Raw genomic sequence first — 20,789 nt, 5'->3', positions numbered from 1 at the left:
CGCCCTCCCGTGCCCCGCGACGCCGCTCGCGCACCCTCCCGGGCGAGGTCAGCGGAAGCGACGGCCCTCGTCGCGGCGGTATGCGCCCACGGCGAGCGCAGCGAACAGCACGGTCCACCCGATGAGCACGGGCCACGCGAGCCCGTACGCCGGCTCGCCCGTGAGCGCCTGGACGAGCAGGTCGCGGCCGGCGCGCGTCGGTGTCGCCATCGAGATGGCGTCGAGCCACGGCGGGAAGAGGAACGGCGGGAGGAACAGACCGCCGGCGAACGCGAGCGGGAAGAGGATCACCTGCACGACGGGCAGCGCCGCCTTCGCGGACAGCGAGTACCCGACCGCCATGCCGAGCAGCACGAACGGCACGGAGACGATCAGCACCGTCCCGACGCCGGCGAGGAGCTGCGACCAGGTCACGCTCGCCTCGGTGAACAGCCACGCGATGAGGATCAGCGGGACGACCCCGAACAGCGAGAAGATCCCGCCGTTGAGGATGCGCGCGACCATGCGCGGAGCGGGCCCTGCGGGCAGCGACCGCACGAACGGGTCGAACGGGAGCTGGCGGTCCTCCGCGACGCCGAGCCCGTACGTGAACAGGCTCGCCGAGCAGATCGCGAACAGCCCGAGCGACGCGACGGCCGTGGTCGCCGCGACCGGGTCCTGCGCGACGGCCTCCTGCGGCACGACGAAGAAGAACATCGCGAGCGCCGGGAACAGCAGGTTGCCGAGCACCGCGATCGGCACGCGGACCGTCTCGAGGAACTGGTAGCGCAGGTGCAGCCAGGTCAGCCGCACCGGACCGGGCAGGGCCGCGCGGCCGCCCGTCGTGCCCGACGCCGGGCCCTCGCCCGGGCGGGTCCTGCTCGCCGTCGTGCTCATCGCCGTCCTCCGTCGGTCGTGGTGGGGGTCGACGCGCCGTCGCGTGCGACCATCTGCTCGAACGCCTCCTCGAGGCTCGCGCCCCGGATCTCGAGGTCGTGGAAGTCGACGCCCGAGGTGACGAGCTCGCGGACGAGCGCGTCGGCGTCGGGCGTGTACAGCTCCTGCCGGCCGTCGGCGGCACGCTCGGACCGGACCACGCCGGGCCACGCCGCGAGGTCGGTCGTCGACCGCACGACGACGCGGCGCAGCGCCACGCGCCGCAGGATCGCGTCGAGCGAGTCGTCGGCCCGGACCACGCCCTGGTCGATGACGACGACCCGCTCCGCGAGCGCCTGCACCTCCTCGAGGTAGTGGCTCGTGAGGAGGACGGTCCCGCCGTCGGCGTGGTACGCGCGGATCGCGTCCCACAGCGTCTGCCGGGCGCCGACGTCGAGGCCGGTGGTGGGCTCGTCGAGCAGGACGACGGCCGGCCGGCCGACGAGCGCGAGCGCCACCGCGAGGCGACGCTTCTGCCCGCCGGACATCGCGCCGGTCTGGCGGCCGGCGAGCTCGGTGAGGCCGAACTGGTCGAGCAGCTCTCCGGTCGGGACGGGGTCGGGGTAGTGGCCGCCCACGAAGTCCACGACCTCGCGGACCTTGAGCGTCGCGGGCAGGCCGGTCTCCTGCGGCGTGATGCCGAGCGAGACGCGGCTCCGGGCGTCGCGCGGGTCGCCGCCGAACAGGCGCACGGTGCCCGCGTCGGGCTTGCGCTGCCCGCTGACCAGGGACAGCAGCGTCGACTTCCCGGCGCCGTTCGGGCCGAGCAGGCCGACGAGCTCGCCCGCGCCTACGGTGAGCGACACGTCGTCGAGCGCGACGACCTGCCCGAAGCGCCGCGTCACGTGGTCGGCGGCGACCACCGGTCGGTCGGCGGCGGTGCCCGACGGCGCGGCGCCGGCCGCGGTGCCGGTCTCGGTGCGGGTGTCGGCGTCGGTGCGGGTGCCGGGGCCTGCGGCCCGGTCCGTCCGGGTGCGTGAGACGTTCATGCTCCGGCTCCTCTCAGGAGGGTGTTCAGTGCCGTGGTGTAGTCCTCGAACGCGCTGCGGCCGTGGACCGTGAGCGCGAGGTACGTGGCCGGCGTGCGGCCCTCGTGGGTCTTGGTGACGCGCACGTAGCCCGCGTCCTCGAGCTTGCGCAGGTGGGTCGACAGGTTGCCGGCCGTCATGTCGAGCAGCTTCTGCAGCTTGGGGAAGGACAGCTCGTCGCCGGCGCCGAGCGCGGCGAGCGTCGCGACGACGCGCAGCCGGGCGGGGGCGTGGATGACCGAGTCGAGCTCGACGTCAGGCATCGACCGCCTCCCCCGCCCCGGACGTGGTGCCCACGCAGCGAGCGGCGACGCTCCGTCGTCGGGCACGCAGCCCGTGCTCGATCCCGGCCATCACGAGGAAGCCCCCGCCACCGAGGGCCGCCATGACGAGGTAGGTGAGCGGGAGTCCCGCGAAGGTCGCGGCCGCGGCGACGAGCAGGATCCACACGCCGAGCGCGAAGAGCCGCACGTCCTGGAACGCGGCCGCTCCCCCGAGGTACAGGAGCCCCACGACGATGCACGCGAACGCGTTGCTCGCGAGCGCCATGACCTCCTCGGAGGCCCCGGCACGACCGAGCCCGCCGAGGACGAGCCCGAGCGCGAGGAACCCGAGCATCCACGACCAGCCGTACATCGCACCGGTGCGCGCGCTGACGCCGCGGGTGCCGGCCGTGCGCGTGACCGAGTGGACGATCGTGAACGCGACGGCCGAGATGATCGCGCCCGAGAAGACGAAGAACGCCCACGGCGCCGCCTGCCCGTCGGCGTCCGCGCTCAGGAACAGGCAGAGGTAGCCGACGAGCCACGCGAGGCCCCAGGCCAGGAAGAGCAGGCGGCCGTCGGGCTCCGTCGCGGCGCGCGCACGGTCCTGCTGCTGCTGGATGAGCCGCAGGGTCTCGGCAGGGTCGAAGACCTGGCGGGTCTCGGCGGAGGACGGGTCGTCGCTCGGGCCGTCGTGGTCGCTCGTCATGCTCGCTGTCCGTCCTCGCAGAGTAGTTTGTGCTGCAAACCTGTTTGTAGAGTCGCACAGGTCGGCCCCGAGGACAACCCCCTGAGCCCGCCGAGCACGACCTGAAGGTCGCCAACGGCCGCAGAACGACCGCCATGTCATGTTCGGCCGGATAATGTGATATCACTTTGCTATACATCGGCAGCGGCCGTCGGCCGCAGGAGAGGACGGCGACCGTGACCGAGAGCGCAGCACCCCCGCAAGACTCCGTGGGTGGCGAGCCCGTGGGCCGCCCGGTGGGTCACGCCGGGACCCGGGTGGACGTCACCGAACGCCCCGCGTGGTCCCTCGGTGCGGGCGGCGCGGCCGGCGTCATCGCGCTCAGCGTGCTGCTCCTCCTCGGAGGCGTCGGCCTCGTCGTCGCCGCGGCGGCCGAGCTGGGCAGCCCGGGCGTCCTCATCACCGTCGGTGTCGTGCTGTTCCTCGTCGGGGTCTTCCTCCCGACCGGCGTCGCCGTCGTGAACCCCGGCGAGACGGTCGTGGTCCAGTTCTTCGGCCGGTACCTCGGCACGGTGCGCCGCACGGGCCTCGTCGCGACCGTCCCCTTCAGCACGCGCCGTCGCGTCTCCGTGCGCGTGCGCAACTTCGAGACGAGCGAGCTCAAGGTCAACGACGCCGACGGCAACCCCATCAACATCGCGGCGATCGTCGTCTGGCAGGTCGCGGACACCGCGAAGGCGAGCTTCGCCGTCGAGGACTACGACGACTTCGTCGTGGTCCAGTCCGAGTCCGCGCTGCGCCACGTCGCGATGTCGCACCCCTACGACGACGCCGACGCCGGGGAGGAGTCCCTGCGCGGCGCGACGGAGGTCGTCTCGGCCGAGATCGCCGCCGAGGTCGCGGAGCGCGTCGTCGTCGCGGGCGTCGAGGTCATCGAGGCGCGCATCTCCAACCTCGCGTACGCGCCCGAGATCGCCCAGGCCATGCTGCAGCGCCAGCAGGCCGGCGCGATCATCGCCGCCCGCTCGCGCATCGTCGAGGGCGCGGTCTCGATGGTCGAGGACGCGCTCTCCCGCCTGGAGGCCGACGACATCGTCACGCTCGACGACGAGCGTCGCGCCACGATGGTGTCCAACCTGCTCGTCGTGCTGTGCGGCGACAGCCGCGTGACCCCTGTCGTCAACACGGGGTCGCTGTACCGGTGACCCCTGCTCCGCCCGAGCGGCGGCCGGACGTGCCCGACGACGGCGACGGACCGTCGTCGGGCACGGGCGTGCCCGCGGAGCGGCCGCGCAGGGTGCAGCGCAAGTCGGTGCTGCTGCGGCTCGACCCCGCCGTGCACGACGCGCTCGCCCGCTGGGCCGCGGACGACCTGCGCAGCGTCAACGCGCAGATCGAGATGCTGCTGCGCGGCGCGCTGTCCGACGCCGACCGCCTCCCCCGCGACGTCCGGCCCGTCCGCCGCCCCGGGCGCCCGCCCCGCGACGTCTGACCGCGCCGGGACGTGCTCGGCAGGCAGCCCGCGTCCAGCAGACGTCGAGCCCGCACCCGGGTGGCGGTGCTATAACCGGACGGTGCCAGCCCCCGACCCGACCGCCGCGCCGGTCGTGACGACGGACGACGTCGCGACGACCGCCGCTCCAGCGCGCCCCGACCGCGCGACGCGACGCCGCATCGGGGCGGAGATCTGGATCGTCCTCGGTCTGAGCCTCGGCAGGTCCGCCGTCTACGCGATCATCAACATCGTCGCGCGGCTCACCGCGGGCACGCCGCTGCGCGACCAGTCGGCGAGCCTCAACGTCAGCCAGTCGGCGCGGCCGTACCTCGACCTCACGTACCAGCTCGTCGGGATCTTCTTCGCGGTCCTGCCCGTCGCGCTCGCGCTGTACCTGCTCAGCGCGCGGGGCCGGTCCGCGGTCCGGGCGATCGGGCTCGACGGCGCCCGCCCCCTGCGTGACGTCGGCTGGGGGTTCGCGCTCGCCGCCGCCATCGGCGTCCCGGGCCTCGCGTTCTACCTCGCGGGTCGGGCGATGGGCATCACCGTCGAGGTCCAGGCAGCGGCGCTCAACGCGGCGTGGTGGACCGTTCCCGTCCTGGTCCTCGCGGCGCTGCAGAACGGCCTGCTCGAGGAGGTCATCGCCGTCGGCTACCTGTACGAGCGCACGCGCGACCTCGGGTGGGGGCGCGTGAAGTTCGTCGTCGCGAGCTCGCTGCTGCGCGGCTCGTACCACCTGTACCAGGGCATCGGGCCGTTCGTCGGCAACGTCGTCATGGGCGTCGTGTTCTCGTGGTTCTACACGAGCCGGTGGGGACGGCACCGCGTCATGCCCCTCGTGATCGCGCACACGCTGCTCGACGTCGTCGCGTTCGTCGGCTACGCGCTCCTGCCGCTCGAGTGGAAGCAGTCGCTCGGCCTGGCGTGACACGCGGGCGGGCACGCGGGCGGGCGAGACACGCGCTCAGGCGTGGCCTGCGGGCCGGACGCGCCGCGACGTCCGCTCAGTGCGTCGGCATCTCCAGGCAGCCGCCGTCCGCGATCGGGCCACCCGCCTCGAGCGTGACGCCGTCCGGCCCGACCGCGCCGTAGACGCAGCCGCCCGGCACGCCGACCCCGACCCCGACGTGCGTCGAGGTGTCGGAGGTGAGCACCGAGCCGCCGTGCACCTGGACGTCCTCGAACCCCGCTGCGACGAGCGCCGACACCACGTCGTCCTGGTCGACCGGCTCACCGGAGGCGAGCGGTTCGAGCGCCGCCTGCACGTCCGGCACCGAGAGCGCCGCCTGCGCGTGGCTCTCGGGCGACCCGACGTGCTGGCGGTACGCCTCGTTCGAGAGGTCGAGCCCTTCCTCGGAGAAGCCCGTCCGATCAGCCGACGCGGACGGCGTCGACGCCGGGGCGGGCGTGTCGGCCCGCGTCGAGGTGTCGTACTGCTCGGCCCAGCCGCTGACGAGCATCTGGTATCCCAGGACCGCCACGACGAGGACCACGAGCCCGAGCCCCACGACGCCCACGACCACCCCCGTGACGGCACGCACGACCCGCTCGGAGCGGTCGGGCCCGCCGTCCTGAGGTGTCGTCACGCGGCGAGTCTCGCGCGCGCCGGCCCGGACCGCGCGCCACGTCGCAGGACCTCACCGAGATCTCCACACGGCGCCGACGCAGGCCCGTCGCGAGCGACGACGGCCGTGACCCGGGCGTCCTGCGGACCGGCCGCACCCGGGACCCGTCAGCCCTGGTCGGCGTACGCCCCCAGCACGGTCCGTGCGACGTCGGCGAGCAGCGCGTCGTCGGGCTCCGCGTCCGGCGCGACGCGGTCCGTGAGGACGGCGAGCACGATCGGAGCCCCGTCGGGCGGCCACACCACCGCGACGTCGTTGCGCGACCCGTGGCGACCTGCGGTGCCGGTCTTGCTGCCGACCACCCAGCCGTCCGGCGCGCCGGCCCGGACCGTGCCGTCCCCCGTCGTGCTGCCCGTGAGCCAGCCGACGTACTCCTCCCGGACGCCCGGCTCGAGCTCGTCGCCCAGCGCGAACGCGGCGAGCCCGTCCGCGAGCGCGCGCGGCGTGCTGGTCCGCGCGGGCTCGCCCGGCGTGAAGCGGTTGAGCTCGGGTTCCCAGGCGTCGACGAGGGTCGTCGTGTCCCCGAGGTCGACGAGCGCGGCCTGGAGCGCCTCCGGTCCGCCGAGCCGGCGCAGCAGCGCGTTGAACGCGCCGTTGTCGCTCTCGGAGACCGCCGCCGCGCCCAGCTCGCGCACGGTCGCGTCCGTGCCCACGCGCGACTCGGTGGCGGGTGACCATCCCGCGCCGGACACGTCGTCGGTGGTCACCGGCACGGGCTCGTCGAGCACCTCGACCGACCGGCCCCGCAGGACGAACCCTGCGGCGAGGGCCTTGATCGTGGACGCGTACGCGAAGCGCTCGTCGGCCCGGTGCTCGACCAGGTCGCCCGTCGCGGTGTCGACCGCGTAGACGCCGACCCGCGCGTCGTAGGCGGTCTCGAGCTCCGCCAGGTCGGCCGCGACCACCGCGGTGAGGTCCGTGGGGGCCGGGTCCGGGGCAGGGGGGGCCGGTACCGAGGGCGTGCCGCTCGGCGCGGTCGTCGACGGCTCGCCGTCCGGGGCGGCGGGGCCGGGTCCGCACGCGGGCAGGAGCAGCACCCCCGCCGCCGCGAAGAGGGCGCCGGCCCACCGTCGCCGCCCGGCGGTCACGCGCCCCTCAGCGCCCGCAGCGCCTCGCGCCGCTCGGCCTGCGCCACCGGGTCGGGCACCGGGAGCGACGCGAGCAACCGCCTCGTGTACTCCTCGCGCGGGTCGCCCAGGACCTCGGCCCCCGTCCCCTCCTCGACGAGCCGGCCGCGGTAGAGCACCGCGATGCGGTCCGCGAGCAGGTCGACGACCGCGAGGTCGTGGGACACGAAGAGGCTCGCGAAGCCGAGCTCGCGCTGGAGCTCCGCGAAGAGCTCGAGCACGCGCGCCTGCACGGAGACGTCGAGCGCCGACGTCGGCTCGTCCGCGACGAGCAGCTCCGGGTCGAGCGCGAGCGCCCGCGCGAGCGAGGCACGCTGGCGCTGGCCGCCCGAGAGCTCGTGCGGGAAGCGGTCGCCGTACGACCTCGGGAGCTGGACCGCCTCCAGCAGCTCGTCGACCCGGCCTCGCGCGTCCTGCGGCGACGCGGCCCGGCCGTGCACGACGAGCGGCTCGGCGACGCAGTCCGCGATCGTCAGGAGCGGGTTGAAGCTCGTCGCGGGGTCCTGGAACACGAACCCGATGCGAGGCCTCATCGGCAGCAGGTCGCGCTGCCGCACGCCCAGCATCTCGACGCCGAGGACGCGCAGCGACCCACCGGTCACGGGCGTCAGGCCCGCGACGGCGCGCGCGAACGTCGTCTTGCCCGAGCCCGACTCCCCCACGAGGCCGAGCACCTCGCCCGGGCGGATGGTGAGCGACACGTCGTCGACCGCCGTGAACCCGGGCTTGCGGAGGCGGCCCGGGTACGTGACCGTCAGGCCCCGCGCCTCGACGACGGGTTCCGCGGCCTCCCAGGTCTCGGCACGGGCCGACGCGCGCGTCGCGGCCCGGGCGACGCCCTCGCCGACGCGGGGCACGGCGGCGAGCAGCGCCTTCGTGTAGTCGGCGCGCGGGTCCGCGAAGAGGTCGCGGGCGGTCGCCTGCTCGACGACCTTGCCCTGGTACATCACCGCGACGCGGTCGGCGAGGTCCGCCACCACGCCCATGTTGTGCGTGATGAGCACGATCGCCGTGCCGAACTCGTCGCGGCAGCGCCGCAGCAGGTCCAGGATCTCGGCCTGGACGGTGACGTCGAGCGCGGTCGTGGGCTCGTCGGCGACGATGAGCCCCGGGTCGAGCACGAGCGCCATCGCGATGACGACGCGCTGCTTCTGGCCCCCCGAGAACTGGTGCGGGTAGTGGTCGACGCGCGTCTCCGGGTCGGGGATCCCGACGCGGCGCAGGACGTCGATCGCGCGCCGCCGCGCCTCGCGTCGACCCACCTTCCCGTGCGCCCGGATCCCCTCGGCGATCTGCCAGCCCACGGTGAAGACCGGGTTCAGCGCCGCAGAGGGCTCCTGGAACACCATCGCGACGTCCGTGCCGCGCACGGTCCGCAGGCGGTCGGCGTCGAGCGTGACGACGTCGTGCTCGTCGGTCCCGGCCTTGTTCGACAGGACGACGGCGCCGCGCGCCGTCGCGGTCGACGGCAGGAGCCCGAGGATCGTCTTCGCGGTCACGGTCTTGCCGGAGCCCGACTCGCCGACGATCGCGAGCACCTCCCCCGGGGCGACCTCGAGGTCGACGCCGTCGACGGCGCGCACCGACCCGGCGTCGGTCGCGAACGACACCGCGAGGTCGCGGATCGCGACGACGGGCCGGCCCGTGCGGTCGGTCGTGCCGGTCGTGGTGCGCGAGGTCGCGGTCATCGCCCGCCCTCCCTGTCGTCGTCGGTGCCGTCCACGAGCGGCCGCTCGAGCGGGTCGAGGTCGTCCTCGGCCGGTCCGCCGTCGGAGCGCGCTCCCCGGCCCTCCAGCCCGTCGAGCCCCCCGGGCCCGGCGGACAGCGTCCCGCCCGGGACGACGGAGGTCTCGGCGACCTCCCCGGACACCTCGGCGGCGGCTCGGCGCGAGCGCAGGCGCGGGTCGGCGAGGTCGTTCAGGCTCTCCCCGACGAGCGTGATGCCGAGCACCGCGAGGACGATCGCGAGCCCGGGGAAGAGCGCGGTCCACCAGATGCCGCTCGTCACGTCGGACACGGCCTTGTTGAGGTCGTAGCCCCACTCCGCGGCCGCCGTCGGCTCGATGCCGAAGCCGAGGAAGCCGAGGCCCGCGAGCGTGAGGATGGCCTCGGACGCGTTGAGCGTGACGATGAGCGGCAGCGTGCGCGTCGCGTTGCGCAGCACGTGCCGCAGCATGATCCGGTGGTGCGGCGTGCCGAGCACGCGCGCCGAGTCGACGAACGCCTCGCCCTTGATGCGCACCACCTCGGCCCTCGTCACCCGGAAGTACTGCGGGATGAACACGACTGTGATGGACAGCGCCGCGGCGAGGATGCCGCCCCACATGCTCGACTGGCCGCCCGAGATGACGATGGCCATGAGGATCGCAAGCAGCAGCGAGGGGAACGCGTAGACCGCGTCGGCGACCACGACGAGCAGGCGGTCGGCCCAGCCGCCGAAGTACCCGGACACGAGCCCGAGCAGCACCCCGACGACGATCGACGCGAGGATCGCCACGACGATCACGAGGATCGCGGTCTGGGCGCCCCAGATCACCCGCGAGAGGACGTCGTACCCGCCGACCGTCGTGCCGAGCAGGTGCTCGGCGGACGGCGGCTGCTGTGCGCCGAACGCGCCGTCCTCCGTGCGGAGCTGGCTGTAGCCGTACGGGGCGAGCCACGGCGCGAGCGCCGCGGTGAGCGCGAACAGCGCGGTGACGACGAGCCCCGCGACGAGCATGCCGCGCTGCAGGCCGACGCTCTGGCGCAGCTGGTGCACGACGGGGAGCCGCTTCCACCACGGGGCCCGCCCGCGCTCGGGGACGGCCACGGGCGGCGGCCCGGGCGTCGCGCCCGGTGCGGCGGCGCCGGTGGTGAGTCCGGTCTCGGCGACCATGTCAGTACCTCACCCTCGGGTCGATGAGCGCGGCGACGACGTCCACGACGAAGTTCGTCACCGCCACGATGACGGCCATGAGCACGACGATGCCCTGCACGGCGACGAAGTCGCGCGCCTGCAGGTACTCGGCGAGCTGGAAGCCGAGGCCCTTCCACTCGAACGTCGTCTCGGTGAGGACGGCGCCCGCGAGGAGCATGGCGACCTGGAGGCCGATGACCGTGATGATCGGGATGAGCGCGGGCCGCCACGCGTGCGTGCGCACGAGGCGCGACTCGCGCACGCCGCGCGAGCGGGCCGCGACGACGTAGTCGGTGGACAGCGTGCCGATGACGTTGGTCCGCACGAGCCGCAGGAACACGCCTGCGGTGAGCAGACCCAGGGCGATCGCGGGCAGCACCGCGTGGGCGAGGACGTCGCCGACCACCTCGGGGTCGCCCGTGCGGAGCGCGTCGACGAGGTAGAAGCCGCTCGGGTCGTCGAGCATCTGCATCTCGATCTCCGCGCTCGTCGAGGCGCGGCCGGAGACGGGCAGCCAGCCGAGCCAGACGGAGAAGACGAGCTTGAGCAGGAGTCCCGCGAAGAAGACGGGGGTCGCGTAGGCGAGGATCGCGCCGATGCGCAGCGCGGCGTCGGACGCGCGGTCGCGGAAGTAGCCCGCGGCCATGCCGAGCGGGATGCCGACGACGAACGCGACGAGGAGCGCGTAGAGCGCGAGCTCGAGCGTCGCGCTGCCGTAGGTCGCGAGGACCTCGGTCACGGGCCGGTTGTCGCTGATGGTCGTGCCGAAGTCGCCGCGCAGGATGCCGCCGAGGTACTCGAGGTACTGCACCACGATCGGCCGGTCGTACCCGGCCGCCTCGATGCGCTCGGCGAGCTGGTCGGGGGTGAGCCGCCCGCCCAGCGCGGCGGTGATCGGGTCACCCGTGGCGCGCATGACCACGAAGACCGTGGTCACGAGGATGAAGACGGTCGGGATGATGAGGAGGGCGCGCACGAGGAGGTAGGTCCCGAGCCCGCCGCCGCTGCCGCGTCGGCGGCCGAGGGCGCGGGGTGCCGCCGTCCGGCCCTCGCCGACCTGCTGGTCCGAGGTGGTGGTCGTCATGTCGTCTCTTCGTCGGGGTGCAGGGGGCGACCGGGCGACCGGCCCTCCGCGGTGTGGCGGAGGGCCGGTCGCACGTCGGGCGGGTCAGCCCTTGGACAGAGCCGCGTAGCGGAACTTGAAGGACGGGTCGAGCGTGTCCTCCGTGCCCTCGACGTCGGCTCCGACGACCGCGACCTGCGCACCCTGGAGGTACGGCAGCGTCGACAGGTCCCCGGCCACGGCCGTCTGGATCTCCTCGATGAGCGCGGTGCGCTCGTCCGCGTCGGCGGTGACGGCCTGCTCGAGGATCAGGTCGTTCACCTCCGTGTTCTCGTAGTGGTTCACGAGGAAGTTCTCCGTGAGGAAGAACGGCGTGAGGTAGTTGTCCGCGTCGGAGTAGTCCGGGAACCAGCCGAGCTGGTAGGCCGGGTAGACGTCGGCGGTGCGCTCCTCGGCGTACGTGACCCACTCGGTCGTCTGCAGGTTGACCGTGAACAGGCCGTCCTTCTCGAGCTGGTCCTTGATGAGCGCGTACTCGTCCGCCGACGACGGGCCGTAGTGGTCGTTCGAGTACTGCAGGTTGAGCGTGACGGGCGTCTCGACGCCCGCGTCCGCGAGCAGCGCCTCGGCCGCGGCCGCGTCGGGCGCACCGGCGCCGTCGCCGTACATCTCCTTGAGCGGCTCGATCGCACCGGTCAGTCCCGCCGGGACGTAGGAGTAGAGCGGCGTGTACGTGCCCTTGTAGACCTGCTCGGAGAGCTCGTCGCGGTCGATGAGCGACGCCGCGGCCTGGCGCACGGCGAGCGCCTTGTCCGGGTCGGCCTCGGGCGTCGCGGCACCGAACGGCTGGGTGTCGAAGTTGAACGTGATGTACCGGATCTCGCCGCCGGGGCCGTCGACGACCTTGACGTCGTCGTTGCCGCGCAGGTCCTCGATGTCCGTGGCGGAGAGGCTGCGCCACGCGACGTCGATCTCGCCCTGCTGGATCTCGAGCTTGAGGTTCGAGGCCTCGGCGAAGTACTTCACCGCGACCTTCTCGTTCTTCGCGGCCCCGAGCAGACCCTCGTAGCCCTCGTAGGCCTCGTAGGAGACGAGGTTGTTGAAGTCGTAGCTCGTGATCGTGTACTGGCCCGCGAACGCGTCGCCGTCCACGATCTCCTGGTCGGGCGTCAGCGCGTCTGCCGAGAACACGTCCTCGTCGACGATCGGGCCCGCCGGGCTCGAGAGGATCTGCGGGAAGACCTGGTCGTTCTCGCTCTTGAGGTGGAAGACGACGGTCGTGTCGTCCGGCGCCTCGACGCTCTCGAGGTTGTACAGCAGCGACGACGGGCCGTTGGGGTCGGCGATCGCCAGCTGGCGGTCGAACGTGAACTTCACGTCCGAGGACGTGAGGTCGTTGCCGTTGGCCCACTTCAGGCCCGCCTTGAGCGTGACCGTGTACTCGGTCGGGGCCGTGAACTCCGCCGACTCGGCGATGTCCGGCTCGACGTCGGGGCTGCCGTACGGCGTGTTCATGAGGAACGGGAAGACCTGGTTCATCACCGCGAACGAGCCGTTGTCGTACGAGCCCGCGGGGTCGAGCGTCGTGACCTTGTCGGTCGTGCCGATGATCAGCGAGCCGCCCCCGGCCGAGCTGGCGCCGTCGCCGTCGTCGCCGGAGCTGTCGCCGCCGCACGCCGTGAGGGTGAGCGTCACCGCCGTGATGCCGGCGGCCGCGGCGAGGAGCCGCTTCTTGGACACCGCTGTCATGTGTCTACCTCTTTCTCGGAGATCTCGGGGTACGAGACACAGGTGGTGCGACGTCGCACGCACCAGGACCCCGGCCTGGTGGCGGAGTGCCGTGATTTCTAGCACAGCGCCGTGTCGAGCATGTGTCAGAAGCAGGAGAAAGCAGGACATCCTGCCGACGTTGTTACCGGGTCGTAACCCTGAGCCCGAGGCAACCGACGTGACGTGAGACACATCCCTGGGCGGCCTCGGCGCGGTGTACTGTTCCGCCCCCGCCGAGAGGTCTGGCGGCGGGGAGCGTGGCGTGGCAGCGGGCTCGTCACCCGCGCGCGCGAGGCGGCTCGGGAGGCTCGGCGGAGGGGCTGTCGGTCCCGGGCGTCCGCTCGTGCGCGCCCGGCTCGTGCGCGCCCGGCTCCGGCGCGGTCGGCTCCGGCGCGGTCGGAGCGGCACCGCCGGCGGGCGCGGCGCCACTGCCCGGCTCCAGCGCGGCCTGGTGCGCGGCGCCGCTGCCCGGCTCCGGCGCGGCCTGGGGCGCGGCGCTCGCGGTGGGCGGTGCGACGTCGGGGCGCTCGGCGGCGGCACCCAGCACGGACCCACCTGTCACGACGACGCCCGCGGCCACCGCCTGACCGCGCAGGTCGGCGATCTCGCGCGCCACGGCGCGCACCGCGAACCCGGACACCACGTGGATCGACCCGGCGACGAACGCGTAGAGCGCGAAGACGACCGTCACGAGGCGCAGCACGTCGAACGCGTCCAGCGGTCGCGTGACGAGCAGGATCCCGAACAGCACCGACACGATCCCGAACGCGAGCATCCACGCCCACCCGAGGTCGCGGTTGCGGGCCAGCGCCGCGGCACCGGCGATCGTCGTGATGCCGAGCACGAGCACCCACACGGCGAGCACGTAGTAGAGGGCGGTCGGCGAGAGGTCCGGCCAGAACGCCACGACCACGCCGAACACGACGTTCACGCCCGCCTGCGCGAGCCACCACGCGGACCCGACCTGCTGCCGGTGGACGAAGCCCTGCACGGCGACCAGCACGCCGTCGGCCACGAGGAACGCACCGAGGACGAGCCGGAGCGTCTCGAGCTGCTCGAGCGGCTCGATCATGAGGAGCAGCCCCAGCACCACGAGCAGGATCCCCCGCACCACGGGCAGCCACCACACCTTGCGGAACGGGTTGCGCTCCTGCGCCGCCGACTCGGCGGCGGCCACCTCGCCGTCGCGAGCCGCGCCGGGTCCTGCTGCGTCGGGTGCTGCCCCGTGACGCGTCGTCCTGTCGCGTGCCGACCTGTCGCCTGCCATGGAGACCTCCCGGTCCGAGCCCCGCCGGACGCCCTGGATCGGGCCGCGGAGTCGTCCTCATGCTAGAGAGACCTTGCTCACACTCGCGCGCGACACGGCGCGGGCACCCCGGCACGTGCCGGACGAACCGGTCGAATCACCCGGAGAAATCGGCCAAATACCGCGCCTACGAGGACGGCCAGCCCTAGACTCGCAGCCATGCCCGTGACTCCCCACGAGACGCCCGAGGGCCGCCCGGCCACAGGTTCCGTCGTGGAGGTCGGCAGCCTCGTCGAGAGCCCGCGGCCCGAGCCCCGGCCGCAGACCGGGGCGTTCGAGGCCCTGCTCGCGCGCCCGGTCCCCGCCGACGAGGGCACGGTCCGCGTCGTCGACACCGCGGAGCAGCGCGTCCGCCACCCGAGCGACCTCGTCAACCTGGTCCTGTGCGCCGTCGGCGTGGCGCTCGTCATGCTCATGTCGGTCTTCGCGCACGGCACGACCGAGGGCGTCGCGGAGGACGTGCAGAACTTCTCCGACATCCTCGCCCGCGTCCTCTTCGTCCCCGTGGCCGTGCTCGAGGGCCTCGTCACGCTGTTCGTGCCCACCGCCGTCCTCATCGAGCTCGGTGTGCGCCGGCTCGGCCGGCAGGTCGTGGAGTCGATCGTCGCCGCGGCGCTCGGGCTCCTGCTCGGCATCCTCGTGACGCTCGCCGTCATGGAGTGGGGCTCCGACGAGCTCGTCCGCGGGATGTCCATCTTCACGCAGGGCGAGTGGCGACTCACGATCCCCGGCTACGTCGCCGCGCTCGGTGGTCTGCTCACCGCGGCCGGGACCCGGACGAGGCGCCGGACCGTCGCATGGTCGTGGAACCTCATCTTCGTCGCGATCGGCGTCGTGCTCGTCACGGGACAGGTGTCGCTGCCCGGCATCCTCGTCGCGCTCCTGCTCGGACGCGTCGCCGGCCTCGCGGTCCGGTACGTGTCCGGCGTGCGCAGCGAGCGCGCCTACGGCCCGGAGCTCGTCGCCGGCGTGCGCCGCGCCGGCTTCGCCCCGGTCGCGCTCGTCCGCGTCCGGGACGTCACCGACGACGACGAGCTCGCGGAGGCGGCCGAGGACCCCATCACGGAGGTCGACGCCGAGGGCCACATCACCTCCGAGGTCCACGTCGGCGTCCTGCGCGCACCGGGCGCGGGGCACGACGCCGGGACGGTCCTCACCGCCGACGCCGCCCTCGCGCGGCACCACCTCGGCGGCACGGCGCCCGCCGAGGAGACCGCCGACGAGCGCCCGGTAACCGCCGGGGCACCGGGCCGGCCGGGAGAGGGCGCGCCCTCCGACCCGGCGGCGATCGCGCTCACGCGCGCGGGCGACAACCGCGTCTACGCGATGCTCGGCGAGGACGGCGGCCGCCGGGACGTCGTCGTGCTCGACGGCGACCGGCAGGTCGTCGGCTTCCTCACCCGGTTCTGGCGCTCGCTGCGGCTGCGCGGCCTCGAGGGCCGCACCGCGATCTCGCTGCGCGCCGCAGCCGAGCGGACCGCGCTCCTCACCTACGCCGCCCGCGCGGCGGGCATCCGCACCCCGCGCCTCCTCGGCGTCGCCGAGGCGGCCGACTCGATGGTGCTCGTGCAGGAGCACGCCGGGGGCGCCGTGTCCCTGCGCGACCTGCCCGCCGACCGCGTCAGCGACTCCGTGCTCAACGAGGCCTGGCGCCAGCTCACGCTCGCCCACTCCGCGGGCATCGCGCACCGGGCGCTCACGTCCGACGTCGTGCTCGTCTCGCGCGAGGCGGCCACCGGCGCCCCGGAGGTCTGGCTCACGGGGTGGGACCAGGGCGACATCGCGTCGTCGCAGCTCGCACGCCGGATGGACCTCGCGCAGATGGTCGCGCTGCTCGCGCTGCGCGTCGGCGCGCGCCGCGCCGTCGAGTCCGCGGTCAGCGTGCTGCCGGACGAGGACATCGCCGCGATCGGTCCGCTCCTGCAGTCGATCGCGCTGCCCCCGAGCACGCGCGAGGAGATGCGGCAGGACAAGGAGCTGCTCAAGGAGCTGCGCGCCGCGCTCGTCGAACGGCTGCCCGAGGCGGACGTCGAGCCGCAGCGCATCACCCGGTTCGGCGCCCGCACGGTCATCACCCTCGCGCTCGCGGTCGTCGCGGTGACCGTCGTCGTCACGAGCATCAACTTCGCCGAGATCACGGAGGCCGTCTCCCAGGCCAACCCGTGGTGGGCGGTCGTCTCGTTCGCGCTCGGTGTCCTCACGTGGGTCGGTGCGGCCCTGACGTTCGTCGCCTTCTCCCCCGTCCACCTGCCGATGATCCGCGCCACGCTCACGCAGGCCGCCGGGTCGTTCGTCGCCCTGGCGGCACCCGCGGGCATCGGCCCGGCGGCGCTCAACCTCCGCATGCTGCAGAAGCGGGGCGTCTCGACACCGGTCGCCGTCGCGACCGTCGGGCTGGTCCAGGTGTCGCAGTTCGTCGTGACGATCCTGCTGCTCGTCGTCCTGTCGATCTTCACGGGCGACGGCGGGCTCGTGCAGCTCCCGTCGACGACCGTCCTCCTCGCCATCGGCGGCGTCGCCCTCGCCGTCCTCGCGACGCTGCTCGTGCCGGCCGTCCGGAACTGGGTGCTCGCGAAGATCCGGCCCACGCTCCAGCAGGTGTGGCCGCGCCTCTCGGAGCTGCTCGGCCAGCCGGGACGGCTCGCGCTCGGGTTCGGCGGCAACGTGGTCATGACGCTCGGGTACGTGCTCGCGTTCGACGCCGCGCTCGCCGCGTTCGGCCAGGAGCTCTCGCTCGTCGACGTCGCGGTGATCTACCTCGTCGGGAACGCGGCTGGCGCGGCCGTCCCGACCCCGGGCGGCCTCGGCACCATCGAGCTCGCGCTCACCGCGGGCCTCACCGCCGCCGGGGTGCCCGTCGCGCTCGCGACGTCGGCCACGGTGCTGTTCCGCGTGGCCACCTACTGGGGGCGCATCCCGTTCGGCTGGGCGGCGATGCGCTTCCTCCAGAAGAAGGGCGACCTGTAGCCCGCGGTCAGGCCTTGGGCTCGTCGGCGACCTTCACGTCCACGTGGTAGTCCGTCCCGTCGACCTCGGACAGCGTGACCGTCAGGTCGTAGAGCGTGCCGGTCGCGGGGTCCGTGAGCTCGCACTCGACGACCTCCCCGTCCACGAGCCCGACGCTCCCGTCGCCGCAGTCGACGTCCGCCTCACCGATCTCGGCGAGCGCCCGCTCGGCGTCGGTCGCGATCGTCGACGCGGGCACGGTGAGGTTGGCGCTGAACGAGCAGGCACCGAGGACGCCGGCGCAGAGCACGGCGGCGGGCACGAGCAGGAGCGCACGGACGGGACGGACGGACGCGGTGCGGTACATGGATCCCCCTGGGGTCGGTCGATGTCGGCCCTGATCATGGCGGACGAGGACGACGCCGGGCCACCTCGCCCGATGGGGAGAGCTCCCCGTCCGGGCGGTCCGCGACAGGTCCGGGACGTTCGACCCGGTCGGCTCCCCTCGGCGACTCGGTAGGCTCACGGCGCACCCGTCGGCAGCGAGGCCGACGAGCTCGGTGATGCTCGGTCATGGTTCGACGATGCGAGGAGCCTGCACGTGAGGATCGGTGTCCCCCGCGAGGTGAGGGACGGGGAGCGGCTCGTCGCCGCGACCCCGCGGACGGTGGAGCGCCTGCGCGCGCTCGGGTACGAGGTCGTCGTCGAGCACGACGCCGGGGCGCGGGCCACGTTCACGGACGCGGCGTACGCGGAGGCAGGGGCGTCGGTCGTCGACGGCGCGACCGCGTGGGGCGCGGACGTCGTCGTCGCGGTGAACGCGCCGACCGACGCACAGGTCGCGCTGCTGCGGCCCGGGTCGACGCTCGTCGCGATGCTCTACCCGGGCAGCCGGCCGGAGCTCGTCGAGCGGCTCGCCGCCGCCGGGATCACGGCTCTGGCGCTCGACGCGGTCCCTCGCATCTCGCGCGCCCAGGCGCTCGACGTGCTGAGCACGCTGTCCAACGTCGCGGGCTACCGCGCGGTCGTGGAGGCGGCCCAGGAGTACGGCGGCATGTTCGCCGGCCAGGTCACCGCCGCGGGCAAGACGCCGCCCGCGAGGGTCTTCGTCATCGGCGGCGGGGTCGCCGGGCTCGCCGCGGTCGGCACGGCGTCGAGCCTCGGCGCGCAGGTGCGCGCGTTCGACGTGCGCACGGAGGCCGCGGAGCAGATCGAGTCGCTCGGCGGCGTCGCCGTGCGCGCGCCCGAGGCGCAGCAGCACATGAACGCCGACGGCTACGCGCGACCGCTCACCCCCGAGCAGGAGCAGCACGCGCTCGAGGTCTACGCGCGCGAGGCCGCGGACGCCGACGTCGTCGTCACGACGGCGCTCGTGCGGGGCGTCGCGCCGCGCACCCTCACCGCGGCGGCGGTCGCGGGCATGCGCCCCGGGAGCGTCGTCGTCGACCTCGCCGCGTCCGGCGGGGGGAACTGCGAGGTGACCGTCCCGGGCGAGCGCGTCGTGACCGACGGCGGCGTCGTCGTCCTCGGCTGGACGGACCTCCCCGGGCGGCTCCCGCAGCACACGTCGCAGCTCCTCGGGACGAACGTCGTGCACCTGCTCGAGCTGCTCACGCCCGGGAAGGACGGCATGACCGTCCTCGACCTCGACGACCCGGTGCAGCGCGGGATGACCGTCGCGCGTCAGGGCGAGGTCCTGTGGCCGCCGCCGCCCGTGGCGGTGAGCGCGGCACCACCGCCGGGGGGTGGTGACGGGGGACCGCCCGAGGATCCTGCCGTGGTCGCGGAGCGCGCCGCCGCTGCGGCGGCGAAGGCGGAGCAGCGGCGCGCGCTCCGCGGTCGCCGGCGCCTCGTCGGGGCCGCGCTCGCCGCGGTGCTCGTGACGCTCGCGCTGTCGTTCGCTCCGCCGTCGCTCGTGGGGCACGTGACGGTCTTCGTCCTCGCGGTGGTCGTCGGGTACTACGTCATCTCGCACGTGACGCACTCGCTGCACACGCCGCTCATGGCGCAGACGAACGCCATCTCCGGGATCATCCTCGTCGGTGCGCTCCTGCAGATCGGCTCGGACGACTGGCTCGTCACGACCCTGGCGTGCATCGCCGCGGCCGTCGCGAGCATCAACATCTTCGGCGGGTTCCTCGTCGCGAACCGCATGATCCGCATGTTCCGGCGGGACACGTCGGTGGGTCCGGCGACCGGCCCGGCGGCGGGTCGCACGGCGGCTGCTGCGACCGGCAGCGCGGGGGAGGTCCGATGACGCCCACGTCCGTCGCCCAGGCCGTCTACGTCCTCGCGGCGCTCCTGTTCGTCCTCAGCCTCGCCGGCCTGTCCCGGCAGGAGACGGCGCGGCGCGGCAACGTCGCGGGCGCCGTCGGCATGGTCCTCGCGCTCGGCGCGACCATCGTCCTCGCGCTCGACACGAGCCGGCGACCGGCGCTCGTCACGGCGCTGCTCATCGCGAGCGTGCTCCTCGTCGGCGCGGTCGTGGGCACGTGGCGCGCGCGCCGCGTCGAGATGACGCAGATGCCCGAGCTCATCGCGATCCTGCACAGCTTCGTGGGTCTGGCCGCCGTGCTGGTCGGCTACAACTCCTACCTCGCTGTGCCTGTCGCCGAGGCCGGCGACGCTGCGCACCTCGTCGAGGTGTACCTCGGCGTGCTCGTCGGCTCGGTGACGTTCACGGGGTCCGTCGTCGCGTACCTCAAGCTCTCGGGGCGGGCCCGGTCCGCGCCGCTGCGGCTCCCCGGGCGCAACCTGCTCAACCTGTCGGCGCTCGTCGCGAGCGTCGCGCTCCTCGTGTGGTTCGTCGGGGCGCCGTCGGTCTGGCCGCTGCTGCTCATGACCGTCGTCGCGCTCGCGCTCGGCTGGCACCTCGTCGCGTCGATCGGCGGGGGCGACATGCCCGTCGTCGTCTCGATGCTCAACTCGTACTCCGGCTGGGCCGCCGCCGCCGCGGGCTTCATGCTGAGCAACGACCTGCTCATCGTCACCGGCGCCCTCGTCGGCTCCTCCGGCGCGATCCTGTCGTACATCATGTGCCGGGCCATGAACCGGTCGTTCGTCTCCGTGATCCTCGGCGGCTTCGGCACGGAGGAGGGCACGGTCTCCGCGTCCACGGGTGAGCAGGGAGAGCACCGGGAGACCCACGCCGACGACGTCGCGCGCCTCCTCGCGGACGCGCGCAGCGTGGTCATCACGCCGGGCTACGGCATGGCCGTCGCCAAGGCGCAGTACCCGGTCGCGGAGCTCGTCGAGCTGCTGCGCTCGCGCGGGGTCGACGTGCGGTTCGGTGTGCATCCCGTGGCCGGCCGCCTGCCCGGCCACATGAACGTGCTGCTCGCCGAGGCGCGCGTGCCGTACGACGTCGTGTTCGAGATGGACGAGGTCAACGACCGCTTCCCCGACACCGACGTGGTGCTCGTCATCGGGGCCAACGACACCGTGAACCCCGCCGCGCTCGACGACCCCGGCTCGCCCATCGCGGGCATGCCCGTGCTGCACGTCTGGGAGGCGCGCGACGTCGTCGTCTTCAAGCGGTCGATGGCCACCGGGTACGCCGGCGTGCAGAACCCGCTGTTCTTCCGCGAGAACACGTCCATGCTGTTCGGTGACGCGAAGGAGCGCGTCGAGGGCATCGTCGCGCACCTGCGGGTGGGCTGAGGACCGC

The 20,789-nt window shown here is 73.7% G+C and carries 18 protein-coding genes; 6 read left to right on the top strand and 12 right to left on the bottom strand.

Annotation, left to right across the window (positions count from 1 at the left end; all coding sequences use genetic code 11):
• Positions 1 to 48: 48 nt before the first annotated feature.
• From NFS20_RS12245 to NFS20_RS12230, 4 genes are read right to left on the bottom strand one after another with little or no spacing between them, the layout of a single operon-like run.
• Positions 49 to 876, bottom strand: coding sequence for an ABC transporter permease (locus NFS20_RS12245; RefSeq protein WP_251152066.1), 828 nt, complete (start codon positions 874 to 876; stop codon positions 49 to 51).
• The gene (locus NFS20_RS12240) at positions 873 to 1,904 is read right to left on the bottom strand and encodes an ABC transporter ATP-binding protein (RefSeq protein ID WP_251152065.1); all 1,032 of its coding nucleotides are present in this window, start codon (positions 1,902 to 1,904) and stop codon (positions 873 to 875) included. The genes NFS20_RS12245 and NFS20_RS12240 overlap by 4 nt, the downstream gene beginning before the upstream one ends.
• On the bottom strand, positions 1,901 to 2,206 hold the full coding sequence (locus tag NFS20_RS12235; protein WP_251152064.1) for a transcriptional regulator: 306 nt from the start codon (positions 2,204 to 2,206) through the stop codon (positions 1,901 to 1,903). Before NFS20_RS12235 ends, NFS20_RS12240 begins: the two co-directional genes overlap by 4 nt.
• Entirely contained in the window at positions 2,199 to 2,915 is a 717-nt protein-coding gene (locus NFS20_RS12230) for a hypothetical protein (RefSeq protein ID WP_251152063.1), read from the bottom strand. The genes NFS20_RS12235 and NFS20_RS12230 overlap by 8 nt, the downstream gene beginning before the upstream one ends.
• Before the next feature lie 215 nt (positions 2,916 to 3,130).
• Between NFS20_RS12230 and NFS20_RS12225 the strand changes: the two genes are divergently transcribed.
• The 3 genes from NFS20_RS12225 to NFS20_RS12215 all read left to right on the top strand — a co-directional run bounded on the left by NFS20_RS12225 (position 3,131) and on the right by NFS20_RS12215 (position 5,317).
• A complete protein-coding gene (locus NFS20_RS12225; RefSeq protein WP_251152062.1) occupies positions 3,131 to 4,099 on the top strand; it encodes an SPFH domain-containing protein in 969 nt (322 codons plus the stop codon).
• Positions 4,096 to 4,386 (top strand): type II toxin-antitoxin system antitoxin, encoded by a 291-nt coding sequence (locus tag NFS20_RS12220; RefSeq protein WP_251152061.1) that lies wholly within the window; start codon positions 4,096 to 4,098, stop codon positions 4,384 to 4,386. Before NFS20_RS12225 ends, NFS20_RS12220 begins: the two co-directional genes overlap by 4 nt.
• Positions 4,387 to 4,468: 82 nt before the next feature.
• Positions 4,469 to 5,317, top strand: coding sequence for a CPBP family intramembrane glutamic endopeptidase (locus NFS20_RS12215; RefSeq protein ID WP_502800813.1), 849 nt, complete (start codon positions 4,469 to 4,471; stop codon positions 5,315 to 5,317).
• Positions 5,318 to 5,393: 76 nt separating this feature from the next.
• Here the strand turns inward: NFS20_RS12215 and NFS20_RS12210 are convergent, their stop codons facing one another.
• From NFS20_RS12210 to NFS20_RS12180, 7 genes are all read right to left on the bottom strand, one after another.
• Positions 5,394 to 5,975 (bottom strand): DUF6993 domain-containing protein, encoded by a 582-nt coding sequence (locus NFS20_RS12210; RefSeq protein WP_251152060.1) that lies wholly within the window; start codon positions 5,973 to 5,975, stop codon positions 5,394 to 5,396.
• A 146-nt stretch (positions 5,976 to 6,121) separates the two neighbouring features.
• Positions 6,122 to 7,102 (bottom strand): class A beta-lactamase, encoded by a 981-nt coding sequence (gene bla, locus NFS20_RS12205; protein ID WP_251152059.1) that lies wholly within the window; start codon positions 7,100 to 7,102, stop codon positions 6,122 to 6,124.
• Positions 7,099 to 8,829: a dipeptide ABC transporter ATP-binding protein gene (locus NFS20_RS12200; RefSeq protein ID WP_251152058.1), complete on the bottom strand. Its 1,731-nt coding sequence runs from the start codon at positions 8,827 to 8,829 to the stop codon at positions 7,099 to 7,101. Before NFS20_RS12200 ends, bla begins: the two co-directional genes overlap by 4 nt.
• Positions 8,826 to 9,860, bottom strand: a complete 1,035-nt coding sequence (locus tag NFS20_RS12195; RefSeq protein ID WP_463106399.1) for an ABC transporter permease — start codon at positions 9,858 to 9,860, stop codon at positions 8,826 to 8,828. Before NFS20_RS12195 ends, NFS20_RS12200 begins: the two co-directional genes overlap by 4 nt.
• A 157-nt stretch (positions 9,861 to 10,017) precedes the next feature.
• Positions 10,018 to 11,121 carry an ABC transporter permease gene (locus NFS20_RS12190; protein WP_251152056.1) on the bottom strand — a complete coding sequence of 368 codons (1,104 nt, stop codon included), beginning with the start codon at positions 11,119 to 11,121 and terminating at the stop codon, positions 10,018 to 10,020.
• Between the two features lie 84 nt (positions 11,122 to 11,205).
• Positions 11,206 to 12,849, bottom strand: coding sequence for an ABC transporter substrate-binding protein (locus NFS20_RS12185; RefSeq protein WP_251152055.1), 1,644 nt, complete (start codon positions 12,847 to 12,849; stop codon positions 11,206 to 11,208).
• A 298-nt stretch (positions 12,850 to 13,147) separates the two neighbouring features.
• Complete coding sequence (locus NFS20_RS12180; protein ID WP_251152054.1) at positions 13,148 to 14,137, bottom strand: HdeD family acid-resistance protein; 990 nt, start codon at positions 14,135 to 14,137, stop codon at positions 13,148 to 13,150.
• A gap of 198 nt (positions 14,138 to 14,335) precedes the next feature.
• Between NFS20_RS12180 and NFS20_RS12175 the strand changes: the two genes are divergently transcribed.
• A complete protein-coding gene (locus tag NFS20_RS12175) occupies positions 14,336 to 17,143 on the top strand; it encodes a flippase-like domain-containing protein (RefSeq protein WP_251152053.1) in 2,808 nt (935 codons plus the stop codon).
• 7 nt (positions 17,144 to 17,150) lie between these two features.
• Here NFS20_RS12175 and NFS20_RS12170 read toward each other — a convergent pair whose 3' ends face one another.
• Positions 17,151 to 17,489 (bottom strand): hypothetical protein, encoded by a 339-nt coding sequence (locus NFS20_RS12170; RefSeq protein WP_251152052.1) that lies wholly within the window; start codon positions 17,487 to 17,489, stop codon positions 17,151 to 17,153.
• A gap of 234 nt (positions 17,490 to 17,723) precedes the next feature.
• Here NFS20_RS12170 and NFS20_RS12165 point away from each other — a divergent pair, with 234 nt between their 5' ends.
• Complete coding sequence (locus tag NFS20_RS12165; RefSeq protein WP_251152051.1) at positions 17,724 to 19,379, top strand: Re/Si-specific NAD(P)(+) transhydrogenase subunit alpha; 1,656 nt, start codon at positions 17,724 to 17,726, stop codon at positions 19,377 to 19,379.
• On the top strand, positions 19,376 to 20,782 hold the full coding sequence (gene pntB, locus NFS20_RS12160) for a Re/Si-specific NAD(P)(+) transhydrogenase subunit beta (protein ID WP_251152050.1): 1,407 nt from the start codon (positions 19,376 to 19,378) through the stop codon (positions 20,780 to 20,782). The genes NFS20_RS12165 and pntB overlap by 4 nt, the downstream gene beginning before the upstream one ends.
• The last annotated feature ends 7 nt before the right edge of the window (positions 20,783 to 20,789 follow it).

The organism is Cellulosimicrobium sp. Marseille-Q4280, assembly GCF_943181405.1.
Lineage (GTDB): Bacteria > Actinomycetota > Actinomycetes > Actinomycetales > Cellulomonadaceae > Cellulosimicrobium.
Note: the sequence above shows the minus strand (reverse complement) of the source record. Positions and strands in the feature narration are given on the sequence as shown.

Excerpts from the sequence above, each read along its gene's own strand:
- NFS20_RS12200 (WP_251152058.1), bottom strand. The coding sequence starts at position 8,829 with ATGACCGCGACCTCGCGCACCACGACCGGCACGACCGACCGCACGGGC.
- NFS20_RS12175 (WP_251152053.1), top strand. The coding sequence starts at position 14,336 with ATGCCCGTGACTCCCCACGAGACGCCCGAGGGCCGCCCGGCCACAGGT.
- NFS20_RS12245 (WP_251152066.1), bottom strand. The coding sequence starts at position 876 with ATGAGCACGACGGCGAGCAGGACCCGCCCGGGCGAGGGCCCGGCGTCG.
- NFS20_RS12235 (WP_251152064.1), bottom strand. The coding sequence starts at position 2,206 with ATGCCTGACGTCGAGCTCGACTCGGTCATCCACGCCCCCGCCCGGCTG.
- NFS20_RS12230 (WP_251152063.1), bottom strand. The coding sequence starts at position 2,915 with ATGACGAGCGACCACGACGGCCCGAGCGACGACCCGTCCTCCGCCGAG.
- NFS20_RS12190 (WP_251152056.1), bottom strand. The coding sequence starts at position 11,121 with ATGACGACCACCACCTCGGACCAGCAGGTCGGCGAGGGCCGGACGGCG.
- NFS20_RS12240 (WP_251152065.1), bottom strand. The coding sequence starts at position 1,904 with ATGAACGTCTCACGCACCCGGACGGACCGGGCCGCAGGCCCCGGCACC.
- NFS20_RS12180 (WP_251152054.1), bottom strand. The coding sequence starts at position 14,137 with ATGGCAGGCGACAGGTCGGCACGCGACAGGACGACGCGTCACGGGGCA.
- pntB (WP_251152050.1), top strand. The coding sequence starts at position 19,376 with ATGACGCCCACGTCCGTCGCCCAGGCCGTCTACGTCCTCGCGGCGCTC.
- NFS20_RS12170 (WP_251152052.1), bottom strand. The coding sequence starts at position 17,489 with ATGTACCGCACCGCGTCCGTCCGTCCCGTCCGTGCGCTCCTGCTCGTG.
- NFS20_RS12195 (WP_463106399.1), bottom strand. The coding sequence starts at position 9,860 with ATGCTCGTCGCGGGGCTCGTCGTCACCGCGCTGTTCGCGCTCACCGCG.
- NFS20_RS12185 (WP_251152055.1), bottom strand. The coding sequence starts at position 12,849 with ATGACAGCGGTGTCCAAGAAGCGGCTCCTCGCCGCGGCCGCCGGCATC.